19 protein-coding genes are annotated in these 17792 nt (G+C 69.3%); 13 read left to right on the plus strand and 6 right to left on the minus strand.

The window, feature by feature from the left end; translation table 11 throughout:
* The first annotated feature begins 104 nt into the window (after positions 1–104).
* From mdcA to madM, 9 genes are all read left to right on the plus strand, one after another.
* Positions 105–1781 (plus strand): malonate decarboxylase subunit alpha, encoded by a 1677-nt coding sequence (gene mdcA / locus QE393_RS09290; RefSeq protein ID WP_310043114.1) that lies wholly within the window; start codon positions 105–107, stop codon positions 1779–1781.
* Complete coding sequence (locus QE393_RS09295; protein ID WP_310043117.1) at positions 1781–2638, plus strand: triphosphoribosyl-dephospho-CoA synthase; 858 nt, start codon at positions 1781–1783, stop codon at positions 2636–2638. Before mdcA ends, QE393_RS09295 begins: the two co-directional genes overlap by 1 nt.
* Entirely contained in the window at positions 2638–2952 is a 315-nt protein-coding gene (locus tag QE393_RS09300) for a malonate decarboxylase subunit delta (protein WP_310043119.1), read from the plus strand. Before QE393_RS09295 ends, QE393_RS09300 begins: the two co-directional genes overlap by 1 nt.
* Positions 2945–3811 carry a biotin-independent malonate decarboxylase subunit beta gene (locus QE393_RS09305; protein ID WP_310043120.1) on the plus strand — a complete coding sequence of 289 codons (867 nt, stop codon included), beginning with the start codon at positions 2945–2947 and terminating at the stop codon, positions 3809–3811. Before QE393_RS09300 ends, QE393_RS09305 begins: the two co-directional genes overlap by 8 nt.
* A complete protein-coding gene (mdcE, locus tag QE393_RS09310) occupies positions 3808–4623 on the plus strand; it encodes a biotin-independent malonate decarboxylase subunit gamma (protein WP_310043122.1) in 816 nt (271 codons plus the stop codon). The genes QE393_RS09305 and mdcE overlap by 4 nt, the downstream gene beginning before the upstream one ends.
* Positions 4624–4634: 11 nt before the next feature.
* Positions 4635–5321, plus strand: coding sequence for a malonate decarboxylase holo-ACP synthase (locus QE393_RS09315; RefSeq protein ID WP_310045621.1), 687 nt, complete (start codon positions 4635–4637; stop codon positions 5319–5321).
* Entirely contained in the window at positions 5318–6253 is a 936-nt protein-coding gene (mdcH, locus tag QE393_RS09320) for a malonate decarboxylase subunit epsilon (protein WP_310043125.1), read from the plus strand. Before QE393_RS09315 ends, mdcH begins: the two co-directional genes overlap by 4 nt.
* Positions 6254–6479: 226 nt before the next feature.
* Positions 6480–6914 (plus strand): malonate transporter subunit MadL, encoded by a 435-nt coding sequence (madL, locus tag QE393_RS09325; RefSeq protein ID WP_273806311.1) that lies wholly within the window; start codon positions 6480–6482, stop codon positions 6912–6914.
* A gap of 1 nt (position 6915) precedes the next feature.
* A complete protein-coding gene (gene madM, locus QE393_RS09330; protein ID WP_059315062.1) occupies positions 6916–7680 on the plus strand; it encodes a malonate transporter subunit MadM in 765 nt (254 codons plus the stop codon).
* Here the strand turns inward: madM and QE393_RS09335 are convergent.
* From QE393_RS09335 to QE393_RS09355, 5 genes are all read right to left on the minus strand, one after another.
* Positions 7677–8585, minus strand: coding sequence for a LysR family transcriptional regulator (locus QE393_RS09335; protein ID WP_273806310.1), 909 nt, complete (start codon positions 8583–8585; stop codon positions 7677–7679). The two genes, madM and QE393_RS09335, sit on opposite strands and share 4 nt — an antisense overlap.
* A gap of 135 nt (positions 8586–8720) precedes the next feature.
* On the minus strand, positions 8721–9716 hold the full coding sequence (locus QE393_RS09340; protein ID WP_310043129.1) for a transketolase family protein: 996 nt from the start codon (positions 9714–9716) through the stop codon (positions 8721–8723).
* Positions 9716–10564, minus strand: a complete 849-nt coding sequence (locus QE393_RS09345) for a transketolase (RefSeq protein WP_310043130.1) — start codon at positions 10562–10564, stop codon at positions 9716–9718. The genes QE393_RS09340 and QE393_RS09345 overlap by 1 nt, the downstream gene beginning before the upstream one ends.
* A 14-nt stretch (positions 10565–10578) precedes the next feature.
* Entirely contained in the window at positions 10579–11877 is a 1299-nt protein-coding gene (locus tag QE393_RS09350) for an MFS transporter (RefSeq protein ID WP_273806307.1), read from the minus strand.
* 78 nt (positions 11878–11955) lie between these two features.
* Complete coding sequence (locus QE393_RS09355) at positions 11956–12705, minus strand: SDR family NAD(P)-dependent oxidoreductase (protein ID WP_273806334.1); 750 nt, start codon at positions 12703–12705, stop codon at positions 11956–11958.
* A 194-nt stretch (positions 12706–12899) separates the two neighbouring features.
* Here QE393_RS09355 and QE393_RS09360 point away from each other — a divergent pair, with 194 nt between their 5' ends.
* Entirely contained in the window at positions 12900–13811 is a 912-nt protein-coding gene (locus QE393_RS09360) for a LysR substrate-binding domain-containing protein (protein WP_310043132.1), read from the plus strand.
* Here QE393_RS09360 and QE393_RS09365 read toward each other — a convergent pair.
* Positions 13808–14689 carry a LysR family transcriptional regulator gene (locus QE393_RS09365; RefSeq protein WP_310043135.1) on the minus strand — a complete coding sequence of 294 codons (882 nt, stop codon included), beginning with the start codon at positions 14687–14689 and terminating at the stop codon, positions 13808–13810. The genes QE393_RS09360 and QE393_RS09365 overlap by 4 nt on opposite strands.
* Positions 14690–14817: 128 nt before the next feature.
* Here QE393_RS09365 and QE393_RS09370 point away from each other — a divergent pair, with 128 nt between their 5' ends.
* Genes QE393_RS09370 through QE393_RS09380 form a run of 3 tightly spaced genes read left to right on the plus strand, consistent with a single transcriptional unit; the run spans position 14818 to position 17792 of the window.
* Positions 14818–16128 (plus strand): citrate:proton symporter, encoded by a 1311-nt coding sequence (locus tag QE393_RS09370; RefSeq protein ID WP_310043136.1) that lies wholly within the window; start codon positions 14818–14820, stop codon positions 16126–16128.
* Positions 16129–17481, plus strand: a complete 1353-nt coding sequence (locus tag QE393_RS09375) for an acyclic terpene utilization AtuA family protein (protein WP_310043138.1) — start codon at positions 16129–16131, stop codon at positions 17479–17481.
* Entirely contained in the window at positions 17478–17792 is a 315-nt protein-coding gene (locus QE393_RS09380; protein ID WP_273806302.1) for a hypothetical protein, read from the plus strand. The genes QE393_RS09375 and QE393_RS09380 overlap by 4 nt, the downstream gene beginning before the upstream one ends.

The raw sequence follows: 17792 nt of genomic DNA on the forward strand, positions 1-17792 counted from the left end.
CGGAATCGTTAACCTCAGCGTAACGTTTCCGTCCTCAGGTTGATTGAACGTCCGGCAGTCGAGGTCTAGGGTGGCTCCACGACAGGTGATTCGTGGAGACCCCAATGACAACGACATCCTCCCCACCGGCTCGGATCGCCAGGCGCCGCAGCGACAAGCAGCAGCGCCTGGACCGGGTGGCCGCGCTGGCCGATGGCAAGGTGTTGCCCACCGCCTCCATCGTCGCCGCGCTGGAGAATCTGCTGGCCCCCGGCGACCGGGTGGTGCTGGAAGGCAACAACCAGAAGCAGGCCGACTTCCTCTCCCGCAGTCTGGCCCAGGTCGATCCGACCAGGCTGCACGACCTGCACATGATCATGCCCAGCGTCGGCCGCGCCGAGCACCTGGACCTGTTCGAGCGCGGCATCGCCCGCAAGCTGGACTTCTCCTTTGCCGGCACCCAGAGCCTGAGGATCAGCCAGCTGCTGGAAGACGGCCTGCTGGAAGTCGGCGCCATCCACACCTACATCGAACTCTATGCCCGGCTGCTGGTGGACCTGATCCCCAAGGTGGTGCTCAGCGCCGGCTTCATGGCCGATCGCGCTGGCAACATCTATACCGGCCCCAGCACCGAGGACAGCCCGGCGCTGATCGAGCCGGCCGCCTTCAGCGACGGCATCGTCATCGTCCAGGTCAACCAGCTGGTGGACGATGTCTCCGAGCTGCCGCGGGTGGACATCCCGGCGGACTGGGTCGACTTCGTGGTGGTGGCCGATCGACCTTTCTATATCGAGCCGCTGTTCACCCGCGATCCGCGCCACATCAAGCCGGTGCACGTGCTGATGGCGATGATGGCGATCCGCGGCATCTACGAACGCCACCAGGTGCAGTCGCTCAACCACGGCATCGGCTTCAACACCGCGGCCATCGAGCTGATCCTGCCCACCTACGGCGAGCGCCTGGGCCTCAAGGGCAAGATCTGCCGGCACTGGACCCTCAATCCGCATCCCACGCTGATCCCGGCCATCGAGAGCGGCTGGGTGGAGAGCGTGCACTGCTTTGGCACCGAGCTGGGCATGGAGGGCTATATCGCCCAGCGTCCGGACGTCTTCTTCACCGGTCGCGATGGCTCGCTGAGATCCAACCGGCTGCTCTGCCAGCTGGCCGGTCAGTACGCCGTGGACCTCTTCATCGGCGCCACCCTGCAGGTGGATGGCGACGGCCATTCCTCCACCGTGACCCGGGGGCGCCTCGCCGGCTTCGGTGGCGCGCCCAACATGGGCCATGATCCGCACGGTCGGCGTCACCCCACCCCGGCCTGGCTGGACATGCGGCAGCAGACCGGTGACAGCGCGCCCGCCCTGCTGGAACGCGGCAGGAAGCTGGTGGTGCAGATGGTCGAGACCTTCCAGGAAGGCGGCAAACCCACCTTCGTCGACACCCTGGATGCCGTGGAGGTGGCGCGCAAAAGCGGCATGCCGCTGGCGCCCATCATGGTCTATGGCGACGACGTCACCCACCTGCTCACCGAAGAAGGCATCGCCTATCTCTACCGCGCCCGCTCCCTGGAAGAGCGCCGGGCGATGATCGCCGCGGTAGCCGGGGTGACCGCCATCGGCCTGCGCAGCGATCCGGCCGAGGCCCGCCGCCTGCGCCAGGAAGGCCTAGTGGCCCTGCCCGAGGACCTCGGCATCCGCCGCACCGATGCCAGTCGCGAATTGCTCGCCGCCAAGAGCATCGGCGAGCTGGTGGAGTGGTCGGGCGGCCTCTATCAACCCCCGGCCAAGTTCAGGAGCTGGTGATGCGCGCCCTCGCCCGCCGTACCTCATCGCCCGCCGAACGCCTGGCCGAGTTGGCCGTATCCGCGCTGGTGGACGAAGCCGAACTCTCGCCCAAGCCGGCCCTGGTGGATCGCCGCGGCCAGGGCGCCCACAGTGACCTCAGCCTCGGCCTGATGCTGACCTCGGCCCAGGCCCTGCAGCCCTGTTTCCAGGCCATGGCCGAAGCCGCCGAGCAGGACCTGCCCGCCGCCGAATTGCGCCGCCTGATCGGCCAACTGGGGCGTGACGGCGAAGCCGCCATGCTGCAGGTCACCCATGGGGTCAACACTCACCGCGGCGCCATCTGGGCGCTGGGGCTGCTGGTGACGGCGACCGTGCATGAACGTCCGGCCTCGGCCCAGGCGCTGTGCCTGGCGGCCGGGCGCCTGGCCAGCCTGCCCGATCCCGCGGCGCCCCAGGCGGCGCCCAGCCATGGCCAGCGCGTCGCCCAGCGCTACGGCGTGGGCGGCGCCCGGGCCGAGGCCGCCGCGGGCTTTCCCGCCATCCACCAGCGCGGGCTGCCGCAGTTGCGCGCCAGCCGCCAGGCCGGTGCCGGCGAGCAGAACGCCCGCCTGGATGCGCTCCTGGCCATCATGACCGCGCTGGACGATACCTGTGTGTTGCACCGCGCCGGCCCCGCGGCCCTCACCACCATGCAGCAGGGCGCCCGCGCCGTGCTGCAGGCCGGCGGCAGCGCCAGTCTCGCCGGGCGCCGCCAACTGCTGACCCTGGACCGCCAGTTGCTGGCCGCCAATGCCTCTCCCGGCGGCGCCGCCGATCTGCTGGCCGCCACCCTTCTCGTCGATCGCCTGGAGCCGCGGCTCCCTGGAGACCTCTGATGGAACACTTCACCTGCAGCTATCCGGCCAGCCAGCGCCGCCAGGGTCGCGCCCTGGTGGGCTGTGTCGGCTCGGGGGACCTGGAAGTCCTGCTCGAACCCGCCACGGCCGACTTCACCCTCAAGGTGACCACCTCGGTCAACGGCAGCGAACCGCGCTGGCGCGCCCTCTTCGACCGGCTGTTCGCCGCCCGCGAGGACCTGCCGGCGCTGACCCTGGACATCCATGACTTCGGCGCCACCCCTGGCGTGGTGCGCCTGCGCCTGGAGCAGGGCCTGGAAACCCTCGACCTGGAGGAAAGCACCCATGGCTGAAGCCCCTCTTCCCGATGTCCAGGAGCTGCTGCACAGCCGCAGCTTCGTCGAACTCGGCGCCCGCGAGCGGGCCCGTGTGGTGCTCGATGCCGGCAGCTTTCGCGAGCTGGTCGGACCCTTCGAACGACTGATGTCGCCATGGTTGCCCAAGCAGGGCATCGTCTGCCAGGCCGATGACGGCGTGGTGGTGGCCAAGGGGCTGATCGACGGCCAGCCGGTAGTGGTCTGCGCCATCGAGGGCGCCTTCCAGGGCGGCAGCATGGGCGAAGTGGGCGGCGCCAAGATCGCCGGTGCCCTGGAGCTGGCGCAGGAAGACAACCTCGCCGGCACCCCGACCCGCGCGGTGCTGCTGCTGGAAACCGGCGGCGTGCGCCTGCAGGAGGCCAATCTGGGCCTGGCGGCCATCGCCGAGATCCAGGCGGCCATCGTCGCCCTGCGCGCGCACCAGCCGGTCATCGGCGTCATCGCCGGCAGCGTCGGCTGCTTTGGCGGCATGTCCATCGCCGCGGGCCTGTGCAGTCAGCTGATCGTTACCCGCGAGGCCCGCCTGGGGCTCAACGGTCCCCAGGTGATCGAGCAGGAAGCCGGCATCGAGGAATACGATTCCCGCGATCGCCCCTTCATCTGGAGCCTGACCGGCGGCGAGCAGCGGGTCGCCACGGGCCTGGCCGACGTCTTCGTCGCCGACGACAGCGCCGCCGTGACCGCCGCCATCCGCCAGGGCTTCGCCCAGGGCGCTGCCGCCCCCCTGCGCAGCCAGCGGGCCGACCACAACCTGACGCGTCTTGCCGATCTCGACACCCGTCCCCAGGCGGACGCCGCGGCGGTTCGCCACCTCTATGCCGGAGACCAGCCATGAGCACCCAGCCTTCGCAACGCGGCCTGACCTGGTTCCAGGCGCTGGCCGGCCAGGGTGAGGCCGTCACCGGCCTGCCCGCCTCCCTGCGCGTCGCCGACCTCGAACTGGCAGGACGCCCCGCACGCTGGCTGGCGGTGGTAGCGGATGCCGAAAATCCCTTTCCTCGTGCTCGCCAGGGCCAGGTCGGCCTGTTGGAGGGTTGGGGCCTGGCCCGGGCCATTCAGCAGGCCATCGCCGAGGATGCTGGCGCCGCGGTGAAACGCACCCTGATCGCCCTGGTGGACGTTCCCAGCCAGGCCTATGGTCGCCGCGAGGAGGCCTATGGCATCCACCAGGCCCTGGCCGGAGCCTCTGGCGCCTACGCCGAGGCGCGCCTGGCCGGGCACCCGGTACTGGGCCTGCTGGTGGGCAAGGCCATGTCCGGGGGCTTTCTGGCCCACGGCTACCAGGCCAATCGGCTGCTGGCCCTGCGTGATCCCCAGGTGCAGGTGCACGCCATGGGCAAGGCCTCGGCCGCGCGCGTGACCCTGCGCAGTGTCGAGGAGCTGGAGCGCCTGGCGGCGGACATCCCGCCCATGGCCTACGACCTGGACAGCTATGCCTCCCTGGGTCTGCTCTGGCGCCAGCTGGAGGTCGTCCAGCCCGACCAGCCCTCGGGCGAAGATCTGCAGCAGGTACGCCAGGCCCTGGCCGACGCCCAGGCCGATGTACTCGCCAGCGGCGCCACCGATCTCAAACTGCGGCTGGACGGCGCCAATCGCGCGGCCTCTCGCGCAGTACGCGAACGCCTGCGAGCGGGATGGAACGCGTGATGAGCGGGCGCATGGGCCCGTTGGGCTTCGCTGCGCTCAACCCAACCTACGCTGCTCCGGTAGGTTGGGTTGAGCAACGCGAAGCCCAACACAGGCCCCACGACCTGCTCTGGGGCCTGACCCCGGACGCCTTGCCCCCGCACGCTCCACTCTGGGCCCACCAGGTCGCCCAGGCTGGCCTGCCGGTGGTGGTGCGCCGCGCGGTGCCCGAGCCTGGCCGCATCCCCGTCGGCCTACGGGGTGCCACCCGCGCTGAGCGGCTGGGGACCTGGCTGGAACCTGGTGCCGTGCTGGAGCGGTGCTCTCCTGAACACCTGCGGATCTCGGCCGGCTGCCGCGATCTGCCCGTCTTCGACACCCTTGCCCGCGTGCAAACCCTACTGGATGACATCGGCCTGCCCTGGGGCCCCACCGGCGCCGCGGGTTACGAGCTGGCCTCTGGCTGGCCAGCCCTGCATGCGGGGAGCGATCTGGATCTGCTGATCCGCTGCGCAACCCCGCTGCCGCGCGAGCAGGCGCGGGCGCTGCTGGCGTCCCTGCAAGCGCAGGCGCTATGCCGCCTGGACATCCTGCTGGAGACCCCACTCGGCGGCGTAGCCCTGGCCGATTGGGCCGGAGACGCCCCACGCGTGCTGCTCAAGACCGCTGCCGGTCCCCGGCTGGCGAGCGATCCCTGGCCGGAGGCGCGCGCCGCATGAGCACCTTCTTCCAGTTTCCCGGCCAGGGCGCCCAGCGTCCCGACATGCTGCATACCCTGCCCGAGGACGCCGAGGTCCGGCGCACCCTGGCGGAAGCCGCCGAGGTGCTGGACATCGATCCCTTGAACCTGGACTCCGCCCAGGCCCTGGAACACACCCGCGCCGTGCAGCTCTGCCTGCTGATCGCCGGCGTCGCCACCGCGCGCCTGCTGCTGAGCCGCGGACCGGCGCCACAGCTGGTGGCCGGGCTGTCCATCGGTGCCTATCCCGCGGCGGTGGTGGCCGAGGCCCTGGACTTCGCCGACGCCCTGCGCCTGGTGGCCCGTCGCGGCGAGCTGATGCAGGCAGCCTATCCGTCCGGCTACGGCATGCTGGCCGTACTCGGTCTGGACCGCGGCACGGTGGAACGCCTGGTCGCCAATCACCATCGGCCTGACGCGCCGCTGTACCTGGCCAATGCCAACGCCGAGCAGCAATACGTGGTCGCGGGTAGCGACGCCGGCCTGGCCGTGCTGTCCGGGGCAGCGCGTACCCAGGGCGCCGCGGCGGCCAAGCGCCTGGCCATGAGCGTGCCGTCCCACTGCCCGCTGCTCGCCGAAGCGGCCCGGACCCTGGACCAGGCCTTCGCCGAGGTCGAGCTACGCGCGCCTCGGCTGGCCTATCTGAGCGGTACTTCGGCACGGCGGCTGGTGCGTGCCGAGCAGTTGCGCGACGACCTGGCCTTCAACATGGCGCGGCCCATCGAATGGCACGCCACCCTGGAAGCCGCCCGCGAGCGCGGCGTGCGCCTGGCCATCGAACTGGCGCCCGGCAGCGTCCTCACCCAGTTGGCCAGGCGCGTGCTGCCCGCCAGCGGCGTGCTGGCCTGGCAGGATACCCACCCCGACACCCTGGACGCGCTGCGGCGCGAGGAGGCGGCACGACTGGACTGAGCATTTCGCACAAGGCGGCCGCCCTCACCCCAGCCCTCTCCCCTAGGGAGAGGGGGTAAAAAGCGAGCGCGGTGCCAGGCTTCCACCCAACCCACACAGGATCCGAAGAGACCTTCAAACACGGCAGCTGCCCTCACCTGAACCCTCTCCCCCAAGAGCGAGAGGGTAGGCAGCGAGAGCGGTGCCAGGCCTCACCCCACACCAAGCCCAACCGAGGACAACAACAATGATCATCTACGGTGTAGCGCTTCTGGCCGTCTGCATGCTTGCAGGCGTCATCATCGGCGACTTCCTGGGCGTCCTGCTCGGGGTCAAGTCCAATGTCGGCGGGGTAGGCATCGCCATGCTCCTGCTGATCTGCGCCCGGCTCTACATGGTGCGGCATGGCGGCATGAGCAAGGAATGCGAATTCGGCGTCGGCTTCTGGGGTGCGCTGTACATCCCGGTGGTGGTGGCCATGGCCGCCCAGCAGAACGTGGTCACCGCCCTGCATGGCGGACCCGTGGCAGTGCTGGCGGCCGTCGGCGCCGTGGGTATCTGCGGCGTGACCATCGCCCTGATCAGCCGCAGCCATCGCGGCGAACCGCTACCACCGCTGCCGGATGCAGCCGTTGCACCTGCGCCAGCGGTCGCCCATGCCGCGCCAGCCGGAGGTCGCTAGGATGAACGACATCGTCACCAAAGCCCTGCAACACAATGGCCTGGTCGCCGCCTTCGCACTGATCGGCCTGATCATGTGGATCTCGGTGGTCCTTTCGCGCCGACTGACCTTTGGCCGGGTGCACGGCTCGGCCATCGCCATCGTCATCGGTCTGGTACTGGCCTGGGTCGGGGGCACCGTCACCGGTGGCCAGAAAGGCCTGGCCGACCTCGCGCTGTTTTCCGGTATCGGCCTGATGGGCGGTGCCATGCTGCGCGACTTCGCCATTGTCGCCACTGCCTTCGAGGTCCAGGCCACGGAGGCGCGCAAGGCCGGCATGATCGGCGCCGTGGCCTTGCTCCTCGGCACCGTACTGCCCTTCATCGTCGGCGCCGCGGTGGCCTGGGCCTTCGGCTACCGCGACGCGGTGAGCATGACCACCATCGGCGCGGGCGCCGTGACCTACATCGTCGGTCCGGTGACCGGCGCCGCGCTGGGTGCCAGCTCAGACGTCATGGCGCTGTCCATCGCCACCGGCCTGATCAAGGCGATCATCGTCATGGTGGCGACGCCCGCTTCGGCGCGCCTGCTGGCACTGGACAATCCGCGCTCGGCGATGGTCTTCGGCGGCCTGGCCGGTACCGTCAGCGGCGTCACCGCGGGACTCGCCGCCACCGACCGCCGACTGGTGCCCTATGGCGCCCTCACCGCCACCTTCCACACCGGCCTGGGCTGCCTGCTGGGGCCATCGCTGCTGTTCTTCTGCGTACGGGCGCTGGTGGGCTAGCCGCGCGCGTACATCCGGCATTCGGCGACGAAGGCCAGCAGATTGGGATCGCGCTCGCGGCTGCGCAGGAACACCGCGCCGATGCGCTGCTGCAGCCGATAGCGCGCGGCCAGGGGCAACAGCTTGAGGCGGTTCTGGTAGACCGCCTCGACCCGCCCCGGCAGCAGCGCGTAGCCCACCCCGGAGCTGACCATGCTCATCAGCGAGAAGATGTCGTTGACCTGCATGATCACCTCCGGCTCGAACCCGGCCTGGGCGAACACCTGGCGGCCGTCGCGAAAGGTGGCGAAGCCCTGGGTCAGGGTCACGAAGGGCACCCCGGCAAGGTCGCGCAGGTCCACCTCGGCCTGGTCGGCGAAGGGCGAGTCGCTGGGCGCGGCCAGGAAGATGTCGTCACTGAACAGCTCGACGCTCTCGCAGTCGGCATCCACCACGGCGTCGTCCAGGGCCACCAGCATGGCGTCCAGCTTGAAGTCGTGCAGCTGCTCGGCGAGGTCGGCGTTGGAACCCAGCACCAGGTCGATGTTGAGTTCGCTGCGCCTAAGCTTGAGGCCCATGATCAGCTGGGGCACGGTCTTGACCGTCAGCGAATAGAGCGCGCCCAGGCGAAAGCGATCGGCCGAAAAGCCCGCCGCCTGCCGCGTGAGCCGTATCGTCTCGGCCAGGTCCTGCATCAGCCGCTCGGCCCGCGCCTCCAGCACGAAGGCGCCGTCCAGCGGCGTCAGGGTGCGCCCCTCGTGCTTGAACAGGGGGCAGCGCAGGGCGTTTTCCAGGGAGTGGATGGCGCGATGCACGCTGACATGGCTGGTGCCCAGCTCGGCGGCGGCACGTGCCAGGTTGCGGCTGCGCATGAAGGCCAGGAAGATCTCCAGCTTGCGCAGGGTGAGTTCATCGGTATCGGACATGGCGGCCAGCGGGCGATGGAGGACAGCTGCCCACCTTGCCCGGATGGGCGGGCGGCGTCGAGCCTTCGAATCGCCCTGGCGGCGCCTGGCTCCGTCGGCGAAATCCCGAGGGTAACCAGGCGCCCTCTTTCGACCCTACAACCAACCCTTGATCTGCTGGCAGACCGCCGTGGTGGAGATGCCGTAGCGGTCATGCAGGGTCGGCAGCGCCCCGGCGTCGAGGAAGGCGTCGGGCAATGCGATCTGGCGGAAGGTGGGCGTCACGCCGTTGCGCAGCAGGGTGGTCGCCACCGCCTCCCCCAGGCCACCGATCAGCGAATGATTCTCCGCCGCCACCACCAGCCGCCCCGGCTTGCGGGCTTCCGCCAGGAGGGTCGCTTCGTCCAGCGGCTTGATGGTCGGCACGTGCAGCACCGAAACGTCCACGCCATCCGCGGCCAGGGCCTCGGCGGCCTCCAGGGCGCGCATGGTCATCAGGCCGGTGGACACCACCAGCACGTCGCGACCGGGGCGCACCACCTGGGCCTTGCCCAGCTGGAAGCGGTAGTCGTAGCGATCCAGCACCAGGGGCACGTTGCCGCGCAGCAGGCGCATGTAGACCGGCCCCTGGTGGGCGGCGATGGCCGGCACCGCCTGCTCGATCTCCAGGGCGTCGCAGGGGTCGATCACCATCAGGTTGGGCATGGCGCGAAAGATCGCCAGGTCGTCGGTGGCCTGGTGGCTGGGGCCGTAGCCGGTGGTCAGTCCGGGTAGGCCACAGACGATCTTGACGTTGAGATTCTCCTCGGCGATGGCCATGCAGATGAAGTCGTAGGCGCGGCGCGAGGCGAACACCGCATAGGTGGTGGCGAAGGGCACGCAGCCTTCGCGGGCCATACCGGCGGCGGCGCTCATCAGCAGCTGCTCGGCCATGCCCATCTGGTAGAAGCGCTCGGGATGGGCCTTGGCGAAGATGTGCAGATCGGTGTACTTGGCGAGGTCGGCGGTGAGGCCGACGATGTCCTGGCGCTGTTCGGCCAGGGCCGCCAGGGCATGACCGAAGGGAGCCGGTCGCGTGGGCTGGCCCTCGACGGCGATGCTGGCGATCATCGCCGAGGTGGTCAGGCGTGGCTTGGTGGCGGTGGTAGTCATCAGAAGTCCCTCCCGGCATCCAGGGCGTCGAGGGCCAGGGCCCATTCGTGCGCCTCGACGCGGATGAAGTGAGTCTTGTCGCGGGTTTCCAGGAAGGGCACGCCCTTGCCCATGCGGGTATCGCAGAGAATGATCCGGGGCTGCGCGCCCGGGTGCTGGCGAGCCCGGTCGAAGGCCGCGACCAGCGCCTCGCGGTCGTTGCCGTCGACGCGCTGGACGAACCAGCCGAAGGCCTGCCAGCGCTCGGCGAGGGGCTCGAACGCCAGGATCTCGCGGCAGTGGCCGTCGGCCTGCTGGTTGTTCACGTCCACCAGGGCGATGAGGTTGTCCAGTTGCCAGTGGGAAGCCGACATGGCCGCTTCCCAGGTGGCGCCTTCGTTGAGTTCGCCATCGGAGAGCAGGTTGTAGACGAAGGATTTCGACTGCTTGCGCTTGAGGCCGAGGCAGGCGCCCACGGCGATGCCCAGGCCCTGGCCGAGGGAACCGCCGGTGATCTCCATGCCGGGGGTGTAGGCAGCCATGCCCGACATGGGCAGGCGGCTGTCGTCGCAGCCATAGGTCTCCAGTTCTTCCTGCGGCACGATTCCGGCCTCGATCAGCGCGGCATAGAGGGCGATGGCGTAATGGCCGATGGACAGGTAGAAGCGGTCGCGCCCTTCCCACTCGGGATCCTGTGGCTGGTAGCTCAGGGCATGGAAGTAGGCGACCGCCAGGACGTCGGCGACGCCCAGGGCCTGGCCGACATAACCCTGGCCCTGGATCTGGCCCATGCGCAGGGCATGGCGGCGAATGTTGTGGGCGCGCTCGGCCAGCGAGAGCGTTGCGGGTAGTGGCGAAGAAGCGGTCATGATCTGTACCTCGATTAGCGATTGACCAGGGCGGCGGGAATGCGCAGGACCAGCGTGGCGCCGATCACCAGCACCCCGGTGATGAGGAACATGCCGATGGCGCTGGAGCCGGTGCTGGTGGTGATCCAGCCGATCAGGTAGGGCGAGCAGAAGCCGGCCAGGTTGGCGAAGCTGTTCACCGCGGCGATGCCGGCGGCGGCGGTGACCCCGCCCAGCAGCGTGGTGGGCAGCATCCAGAACAGCGAGGACGCCGAGAGGATGCCGGCTGCCGCCAGGCACAGGCTGAGGATCGACAGGGTGACGTTGTGGCCGAAGACCGCAGCAAGGCTGAGGCCGCAGGCGCCCAGTAGCATGGGAATCACCAGGTGCCAGCGGCGCTCGCGGTGCCGGTCGCCGCTGCGCCCGGCCAGCAGCATGGCGACGATGGCGCACATATAGGGCAGGCTGGTGAGCAGGCCGATGTGCAGCGGATCGGCGACCCCCGAGTTGCGCACCAGGGTCGGCAGCCAGAAGGTGATGGCGTACTGGCCCATGACCACGCAGAAGTAGATGGCGGCCAACAACCACAGCCGGCGATCGCGAATGAAGTCGCGCACGCTGGCGTGTTCGGTCTTGTGCTGGTTGTCCTCGGCCAGTTCCTTCTGGATCAGCGCCTTTTCCTCGTCGTCCAGCCAGGTCGCCTGGTGCACGCCGTCCTTGAGGTAGCCGAGCACCATGAGCCCCACCAGCACCGTGGGGATGGCTTCGATGACGAACATCCACTGCCAGCCGGCCCAGCCATGGACGCCGGCGAACTGATTCATGATCCAGCCCGACAGCGGCCCGCCGATCATGCCCGACAGGGGAATGGCGACGAACCAGAGCACCGTCATGCGGGCGCGGCGGTAGGTGGGAAACCAGTAGGTCAGATAGAGCAGCAGGCCGGGCGCCAGGCCCGCCTCGGCGACGCCGAGCAGGAAGCGCAGCAGATAGAACTGCCAGGCCGTCTCGACGAAGGCGAACAGCCCGGACAGGAGGCCCCAGGTGATCATGATGCGGGCGATCCAGCGGCGGGCGCCGACCTTGTGCAGGATGATGTTGCTGGGCACCTCGCAGAGGAAATAGCCGATGAAGAACATGCCGGCGCCGAGGCCGTAGACGGCTTCGCTCAGCGCCAGGTCGTTCATCATCTGCAGCTTGGCGAAGCCGACGTTGACCCGGTCCAGATAGGCGCAGAAGTAGCACAGCATCAGGAAGGGCATCAGCCGCCAGGCGGTCTTGCGATAGGCATTGGCGCGCGCCGAGGTGGCCGCTGCCAGGGTGAGCGTAGTCATGGTCTGATCTCTTGTTGTTATGGGCGCCGCAGCCGCGGGCGCCCTCTTCGATGCAGAGCGTTGAGAACGAGGGGGCGATCAGTGGATCAGCATGCCGCCGTTGACGTCCAGGGTGACGCCGGTCAGGTAGCCGGAGAGATCGCTGGCCAGGAACAGCGCGGCGTTGGCCACGTCCCGGGGCTCGCCGAGGCGACCCAGCGGGATGCCGTCGATGATCGACTGGCGGCGCTCGTCGTGCATCAGGCCGCCGGTGATATCGGTCTGGATCAGGCCGGGGGTCAGGGCGTTCACGCGGATGCCGTCCGGCCCGAATTCCCGCGCCATCGCCCGGGTCAGGCCCAGCACCCCTGCCTTGGCGGCGCTGTAGTGGGGGCCGCCGAAGATGCCACCGCCACGCTGGGCGGACACCGAGGACAGGCAGACGATGCTGCCCCCGCCCTGCTCGCGCATGGCCGGAATCACCGCCTGGGACATCAGCAGGGTGCCGCGCAGGTTGACGTCGAGGATGCGGTCGTAGTCGGCGCGGCCGATCTCCAGGGTCTTCACCGGCTGGGTGATGCCGGCATTGTTGACCAGCACGTCGAGGCGACCGTACTGGGCGAGCGCCTGGTCGACCGCGGCCCTGACCTGGGCTTCGTCGGCCACGTTGGCTGCCAGGCCGAGGTGACCTTCGCCGAGGCTGGCAGCGGCATCCCGCGCCGCGCCGGCATCGAGGTCGAGGATGATGACCCGCGCGCCCTGGGCAGCGAAGGCCTGGGCCGTGGCGCGGCCGATGCCGCGCGCGGAAGCGGCGCCGGTGACGAGGGCGATCTTGTCTTGCAGCAGCAGGGAGTGCAGGGGCATGACGCTATCCTTCTTGTTGTTGTGGAGGGCTGTCGCTGAGGGCCAGAGTGCCCCTGCCCCAGGACCCCAGCAACGCAGCCTGCGTCATACCGTGCTGAATAAAATTCATGCCTGCAACTTGGCAGTCCGGCCAGGTCTATCGACAATCAGCCTCCAACTGGCCCTAGGAGCCGCGCCCCATGGATTCCGGCAAGACGCTTTCCCTGCCACCGCTGAAAGCCCTTCAAGCCTTCGAGCAGACCGCCCGCTTCGCCAACGTCGCCCGCGCCGCCGAGCAGCTGGCGCTGACGCCCTCGGCGGTCAGCCATCAGCTGGCCAAGCTGGAAGCCCTGGTGGGGCGCGCGCTCTTCGTCCGTGGTGCGCGCGGCATGACCCTGACCCCGGCCGGGGAGCAATACCTGGAAGAGGTCAGCGAGGTGCTGCACCGCCTGGCGATGGCCACGGATCGCGCGGCCAGCGATGCCGGCCTGGAGTGCCTGCGGCTGCACTCGGCGCCGAGCTTCGGCCTGCTCTGGCTGATGCCGCGGCTGGAGCTATTCCGCCAAAGTCATCCCGATCTGCAGATCAATCTCTCCTGCTCCTACGAATCCCTGCATTTCAGCCGCGACAAGGTCGACATCGACATCCGCCACGGCCTGCCCAGCTGGCCGAACCTGGAGATCCGCACCCTGCAGCGCGAACGCCTGGCGGTACTGGCCGCGCCGCAGTTGCTGGAAAAACGCCCGGTCCGGTCACCGGCGGATCTGCTGCACAGTGAGCTGATCCTGTCCGAAGCCACCCTGATGAAGTGGCCCAACTGGTTCGCCCAGCAGGGCCTGGCGCTGCCGGAACGGCCCTACACCCTGAGCTTCGATCGCTCCTACATGACCCTGGAAGCCGCCCGCCATGGCCTGGGCTTCGCCCTGGAGAGCACGGTGCTGGCGGCGGACTATCTGGCCCGCGGCGATCTGGTGCGGGTCCTGCCCCAGGACGATGACCTGCCGGTGGCCGCGCACCACCTGGTGTTTCCCCGGGCGCACTCGCGCTACGCCCGGGTGCGGCGCTTTCTCGACTGGCTGCAACAGGAGCTGGGGCAGCCCTTCGACTATTAGCCTGCCTGCAGCCGCTCACGAAGCAAGGCGACGAAGGCCTGAGCCGCCGGGGTGAGGCTGCGGCCGCTGGGGGTCAGGATGCCCAGCGGCCGGGCCAGGCTCTCGCCACGGACCGGCAGGGCCACCACCGGGGCCTCGCCGCCCGCCGATTCCGGCAGCAGGGCCAGGCCCTGGCCGGCCGCCACCAGGGCCAGCAGGGTGCTCATGTAGTTGGCTTCCAGCGCCGCCACCAGGCGCAGGCCGGCGGCGGCGAAGGCGAAGTCCAGGCACTCGCGCACGCTGCTGTCGCGACCGGTCAGCAGCAGGGGTACGGCGTCGAGTTCGCCCAGGGTGATTTCGGCGCGGCCCGCCCAGGGATGGTCGCGAGGGACGAACAGCTGCAGGTGATCGACATACAGCGGCTGGAAGTCCAGGCCCACGGCCCGTGGCCGGACGCCGATGCCCAGATCCACCTGCCCTTCCCGGACCAGCGCCTCGACTCTACCGGCCACCACATCCTGCAGGCGGACCTCGATGGCCGGATGACGGGCCTGGAAGGTCTTCAGCAATTCGGGAAAGGGACCCATGAAAAAGGACGGCAAGGCCGCCAGGGTGATCCGCCCGCGGCGCAGACCCGCCAGGTCCCCGGCATGGGTCTGGACATCGCCCAGGTCCACCAGGATGCGCTCCAAGGGGCCGCGCAGTTCTTCGCCGGCGGTGGTGAGCTGGACCCTTCGCGGGGTGCGTTCGAGCAGTTGCACCTCCAGCCAGGCTTCGAGTTGCTGGATCTGCACGGTGAGCGCCGGAGGGGACAGGTGCAACTCCTCGGCCGCGCGGGCGAAGGAGCCCTGGCGGGCAACGGCGAGAAAGGCCTGCACGTGCTGGAGCAGATTCTTCATTTTGTTTTTCTGAACGCTGCTTCGGAAGATTCCAATTTACAGGACATCGGACGTCTTCGAATACTGGACCTACAACAACAAAACCTCCCGTGCGCCCGCCTGCCGTGCCACGGTCCAAGGAGTCCGCCATGCTCGCCCTGCTCGGTGTCGTCACCATTCTTGCGTTGCTCGTCGCGGTCATGAGCAAACGCGTCTCGCCCCTGGTCGCCATGATCGTCATTCCCATCGCCGCGGCCCTGATCGGTGGCTTCGGCCTGGGCACCAGCGCCTTCATCATCGCCGGCATCAAGGGCGTCGCCCCGGTGATCGGCATGTTCGTCTTCGCCATCCTGTTCTTCGGCATCATGACCGACGCCGGGATGCTCGATCCCATCATCGACCGCATCCTGCGCACCGTCGGTACCCGGCCGACGCGCATCGTCTGCGGCAGCGCCCTGCTCGCCCTGCTGGTGCACCTGGACGGCTCCGGCGCGGTGACCTTCCTGGTGACCATCCCCGCCATGCTGCCGCTCTATACCCGACTGGGCCTGGACCGGCGCATCCTCGCCTGCGTGGCCGCCATGGCCGCCGGGGTCAACTTCCTGCCCTGGACCGGGCCGGTGCTGCGCTCCTCCGCCGCCCTGCACGTGCCGGTGGCCGATCTGTTCCAGCCGCTGATCCCGGTGCAGCTGGTGGGCCTGGCCTTCGTCTTCGCCAGTGCCTGGTGGCTCGGCCGCCGCGAGGAGAAGCGCCTGACCCTGGCCGGCCAGGCGCCCTGGCTGAATGCCGATGGTGCCGGTGCCGCGCCGGAGCGGGTACTCAGCGATGCCGAGCGCGCCCTGCGTCGCCCCGGGCGTTTCTGGATCAACCTGCTGCTGACCCTGGTGGTGATGGGCGTGATGATCGCCGGCTGGGTCGATCCGGTGGTGATGTTCATGCTCGGCACCGTCGCCGCGCTGTGCCTGAACTACCCCTCCGTGGACGCCCAGAAGGCGCGCATCGACGCCCATGCCAAGACCGCCCTGACAATGGCCAGCATCCTCTTCGCCGCCGGGGTCTTCACCGGCATCATGCAGGGCAGCGGCATGCTCAAGGCCATGGCCCAGGTAGCGGTGGCCGGCATCCCGGCTGGCCACGGGCAATTGATCCCGGCAGTGGTGGGCTTCCTGTCCATGCCGCTGAGCCTGCTGTTCGATCCGGACTCCTTCTACTTCGGCGTCATGCCGGTGATCGCCGAGGTCGGCCGCAACCTGGGGGTCGATCCGGTGCAGGTGGCCCAGGCCTCGCTGCTCGGGGTGCACACCACCGGCTTCCCGGTCAGCCCCCTGACCCCGGCGACCTTCCTGCTGGTGGGCCTGTGCAAGCTGGACCTGGCCGATCACCAGCGCTTCACCATCCCCTTCCTGTTCGCGGCCTCGGTGCTGATGACCCTGACCGCCCTGCTCCTGGGAGTCTTCTAGATGAGCCGTCTTCTTCGCATCGGCTGCGGCGCCGGCTATTCCGGTGATCGCATCGAACCCGCCGTGGAGCTGGCCGAGCATGGCCACCTCGACTACCTGGTGTTCGAATGCCTGGCCGAACGCACCATCGCCCTGGCGCAACAGGCGCGACTGGCCGATCCCGAGGCCGGTTTCGATCCGCTGCTGGAGGCACGGATGCGGCGCATCCTGCCGCTGCTGAATCAGGCCGGGCGACCGCGCCTGCGGGTGATCACCAACATGGGCGCCGCCCATCCCTCCGCCGCGGCGCGCAAGGTCGCGGCCCTGGCCCGCGAGTTGGGTCTCACCGGGCTGAAGATCGCTGCCGTAGCCGGCGACGACGTACTGGCCCAGTTGCCCGCCGACGCCCTGCTGGACAGCGGCCAGACCCTGGCCGAACTGGGCGACCGGGTGATCTCGGCCAATGCCTACCTGGGGGTGGAAGGCATCGTCCAGGCCCTGGCGGCGGACGCCGATGTCATCATCACCGGCCGGGTGGCCGATCCCTCGCTGTTCCTCGCGCCGCTGGTGCATGAATTCGGCTGGGCGGCGGATGACTGGGAACGTCGCGGGCGCGGCACCCTGGTCGGCCACCTGCTGGAATGCGCCGGTCAGGTCACCGGCGGCTACTTCGCCGACCCCGGCTACAAGGACGTACCCGACCTCGCTCGCCTGGGCTTTCCCCTGGCCGAGGTGGACGCCGAGGGCCACGCCACCATTACCAAGGTGGCCGGTTCCGGCGGCTGCGTGACCCCGGCGACCTGCACCGAGCAATTGCTCTATGAGGTACACGACCCGGCCGCCTATCTGACGCCGGACGTCACCGCCGACTTTTCCGGCGTTGCCCTGCAGCAGTCCGCGCCCGACCGGGTCGCGGTCAGCGGAGCCCGGGGCAAGGCGCGCCCTGCGCAGTTCAAGGTCTCGGTGGGTTATCGCGACGGCTGGCATGGCGAAGGCCAGCTTTCCTATGCCGGACCGGGTGCCCTCGCCCGCGCCCGCCTGGCGGCTGACGTGGTGCGCGAGCGTCTGCAACTCTGCGGCGTACCGGTTCAGGAGCTGCGCTGCGAACTGATCGGCTGCGACGCCCTGCACGGCGAGACGCTGGCCGCGCGAGCTACCGGCGAACCCTGGGAAGTCCGCTTGCGGGTGGTCGGGCGCTGCGCCACCCGCGCGGCGGCGGTGCAGATCGGCAACGAGGTGGAAACCCTCTATACCAATGGCCCGGCCGGTGGCGGTGGCGCCACCAAGGCGGTCCGCGAGGTCATCGCCGTGGCGTCGCTGCTTTGGCCGCGTGCGGCCGTCATCCCCACCCTGGACCTGGAGACGCTGCCATGAAACTGCGCGAGATCGCCCACGTCCGCACCGGCGACAAGGGAGACATTTCGAACATGGCGGTGATCGCCTATCGCCGTGAAGATTTCGAGCGCCTGCGCCGGACGCTCACCACGGAACGGGTCGCCGCCTGGTTCGCCGACAGCCGGCCCGCCGACGCCGCGCCCGTGCGCCGCTACGAAGTGCCCGCCCTGGGCGCGCTGAATTTCGTGCTGCCCGGCGCCCTGCGCGGTGGCGTCACCCGCTCGCTGGCGCTGGATGCCCATGGCAAGGGGCTGGGCGCGGCGTTGCTGGATCTGGAGCTGGAAGACTAG

It is taken from the genome of Pseudomonas sp. SORGH_AS_0211, assembly GCF_031453455.1.
Classification (GTDB): domain Bacteria; phylum Pseudomonadota; class Gammaproteobacteria; order Pseudomonadales; family Pseudomonadaceae; genus Chryseomonas; species Chryseomonas aestiva.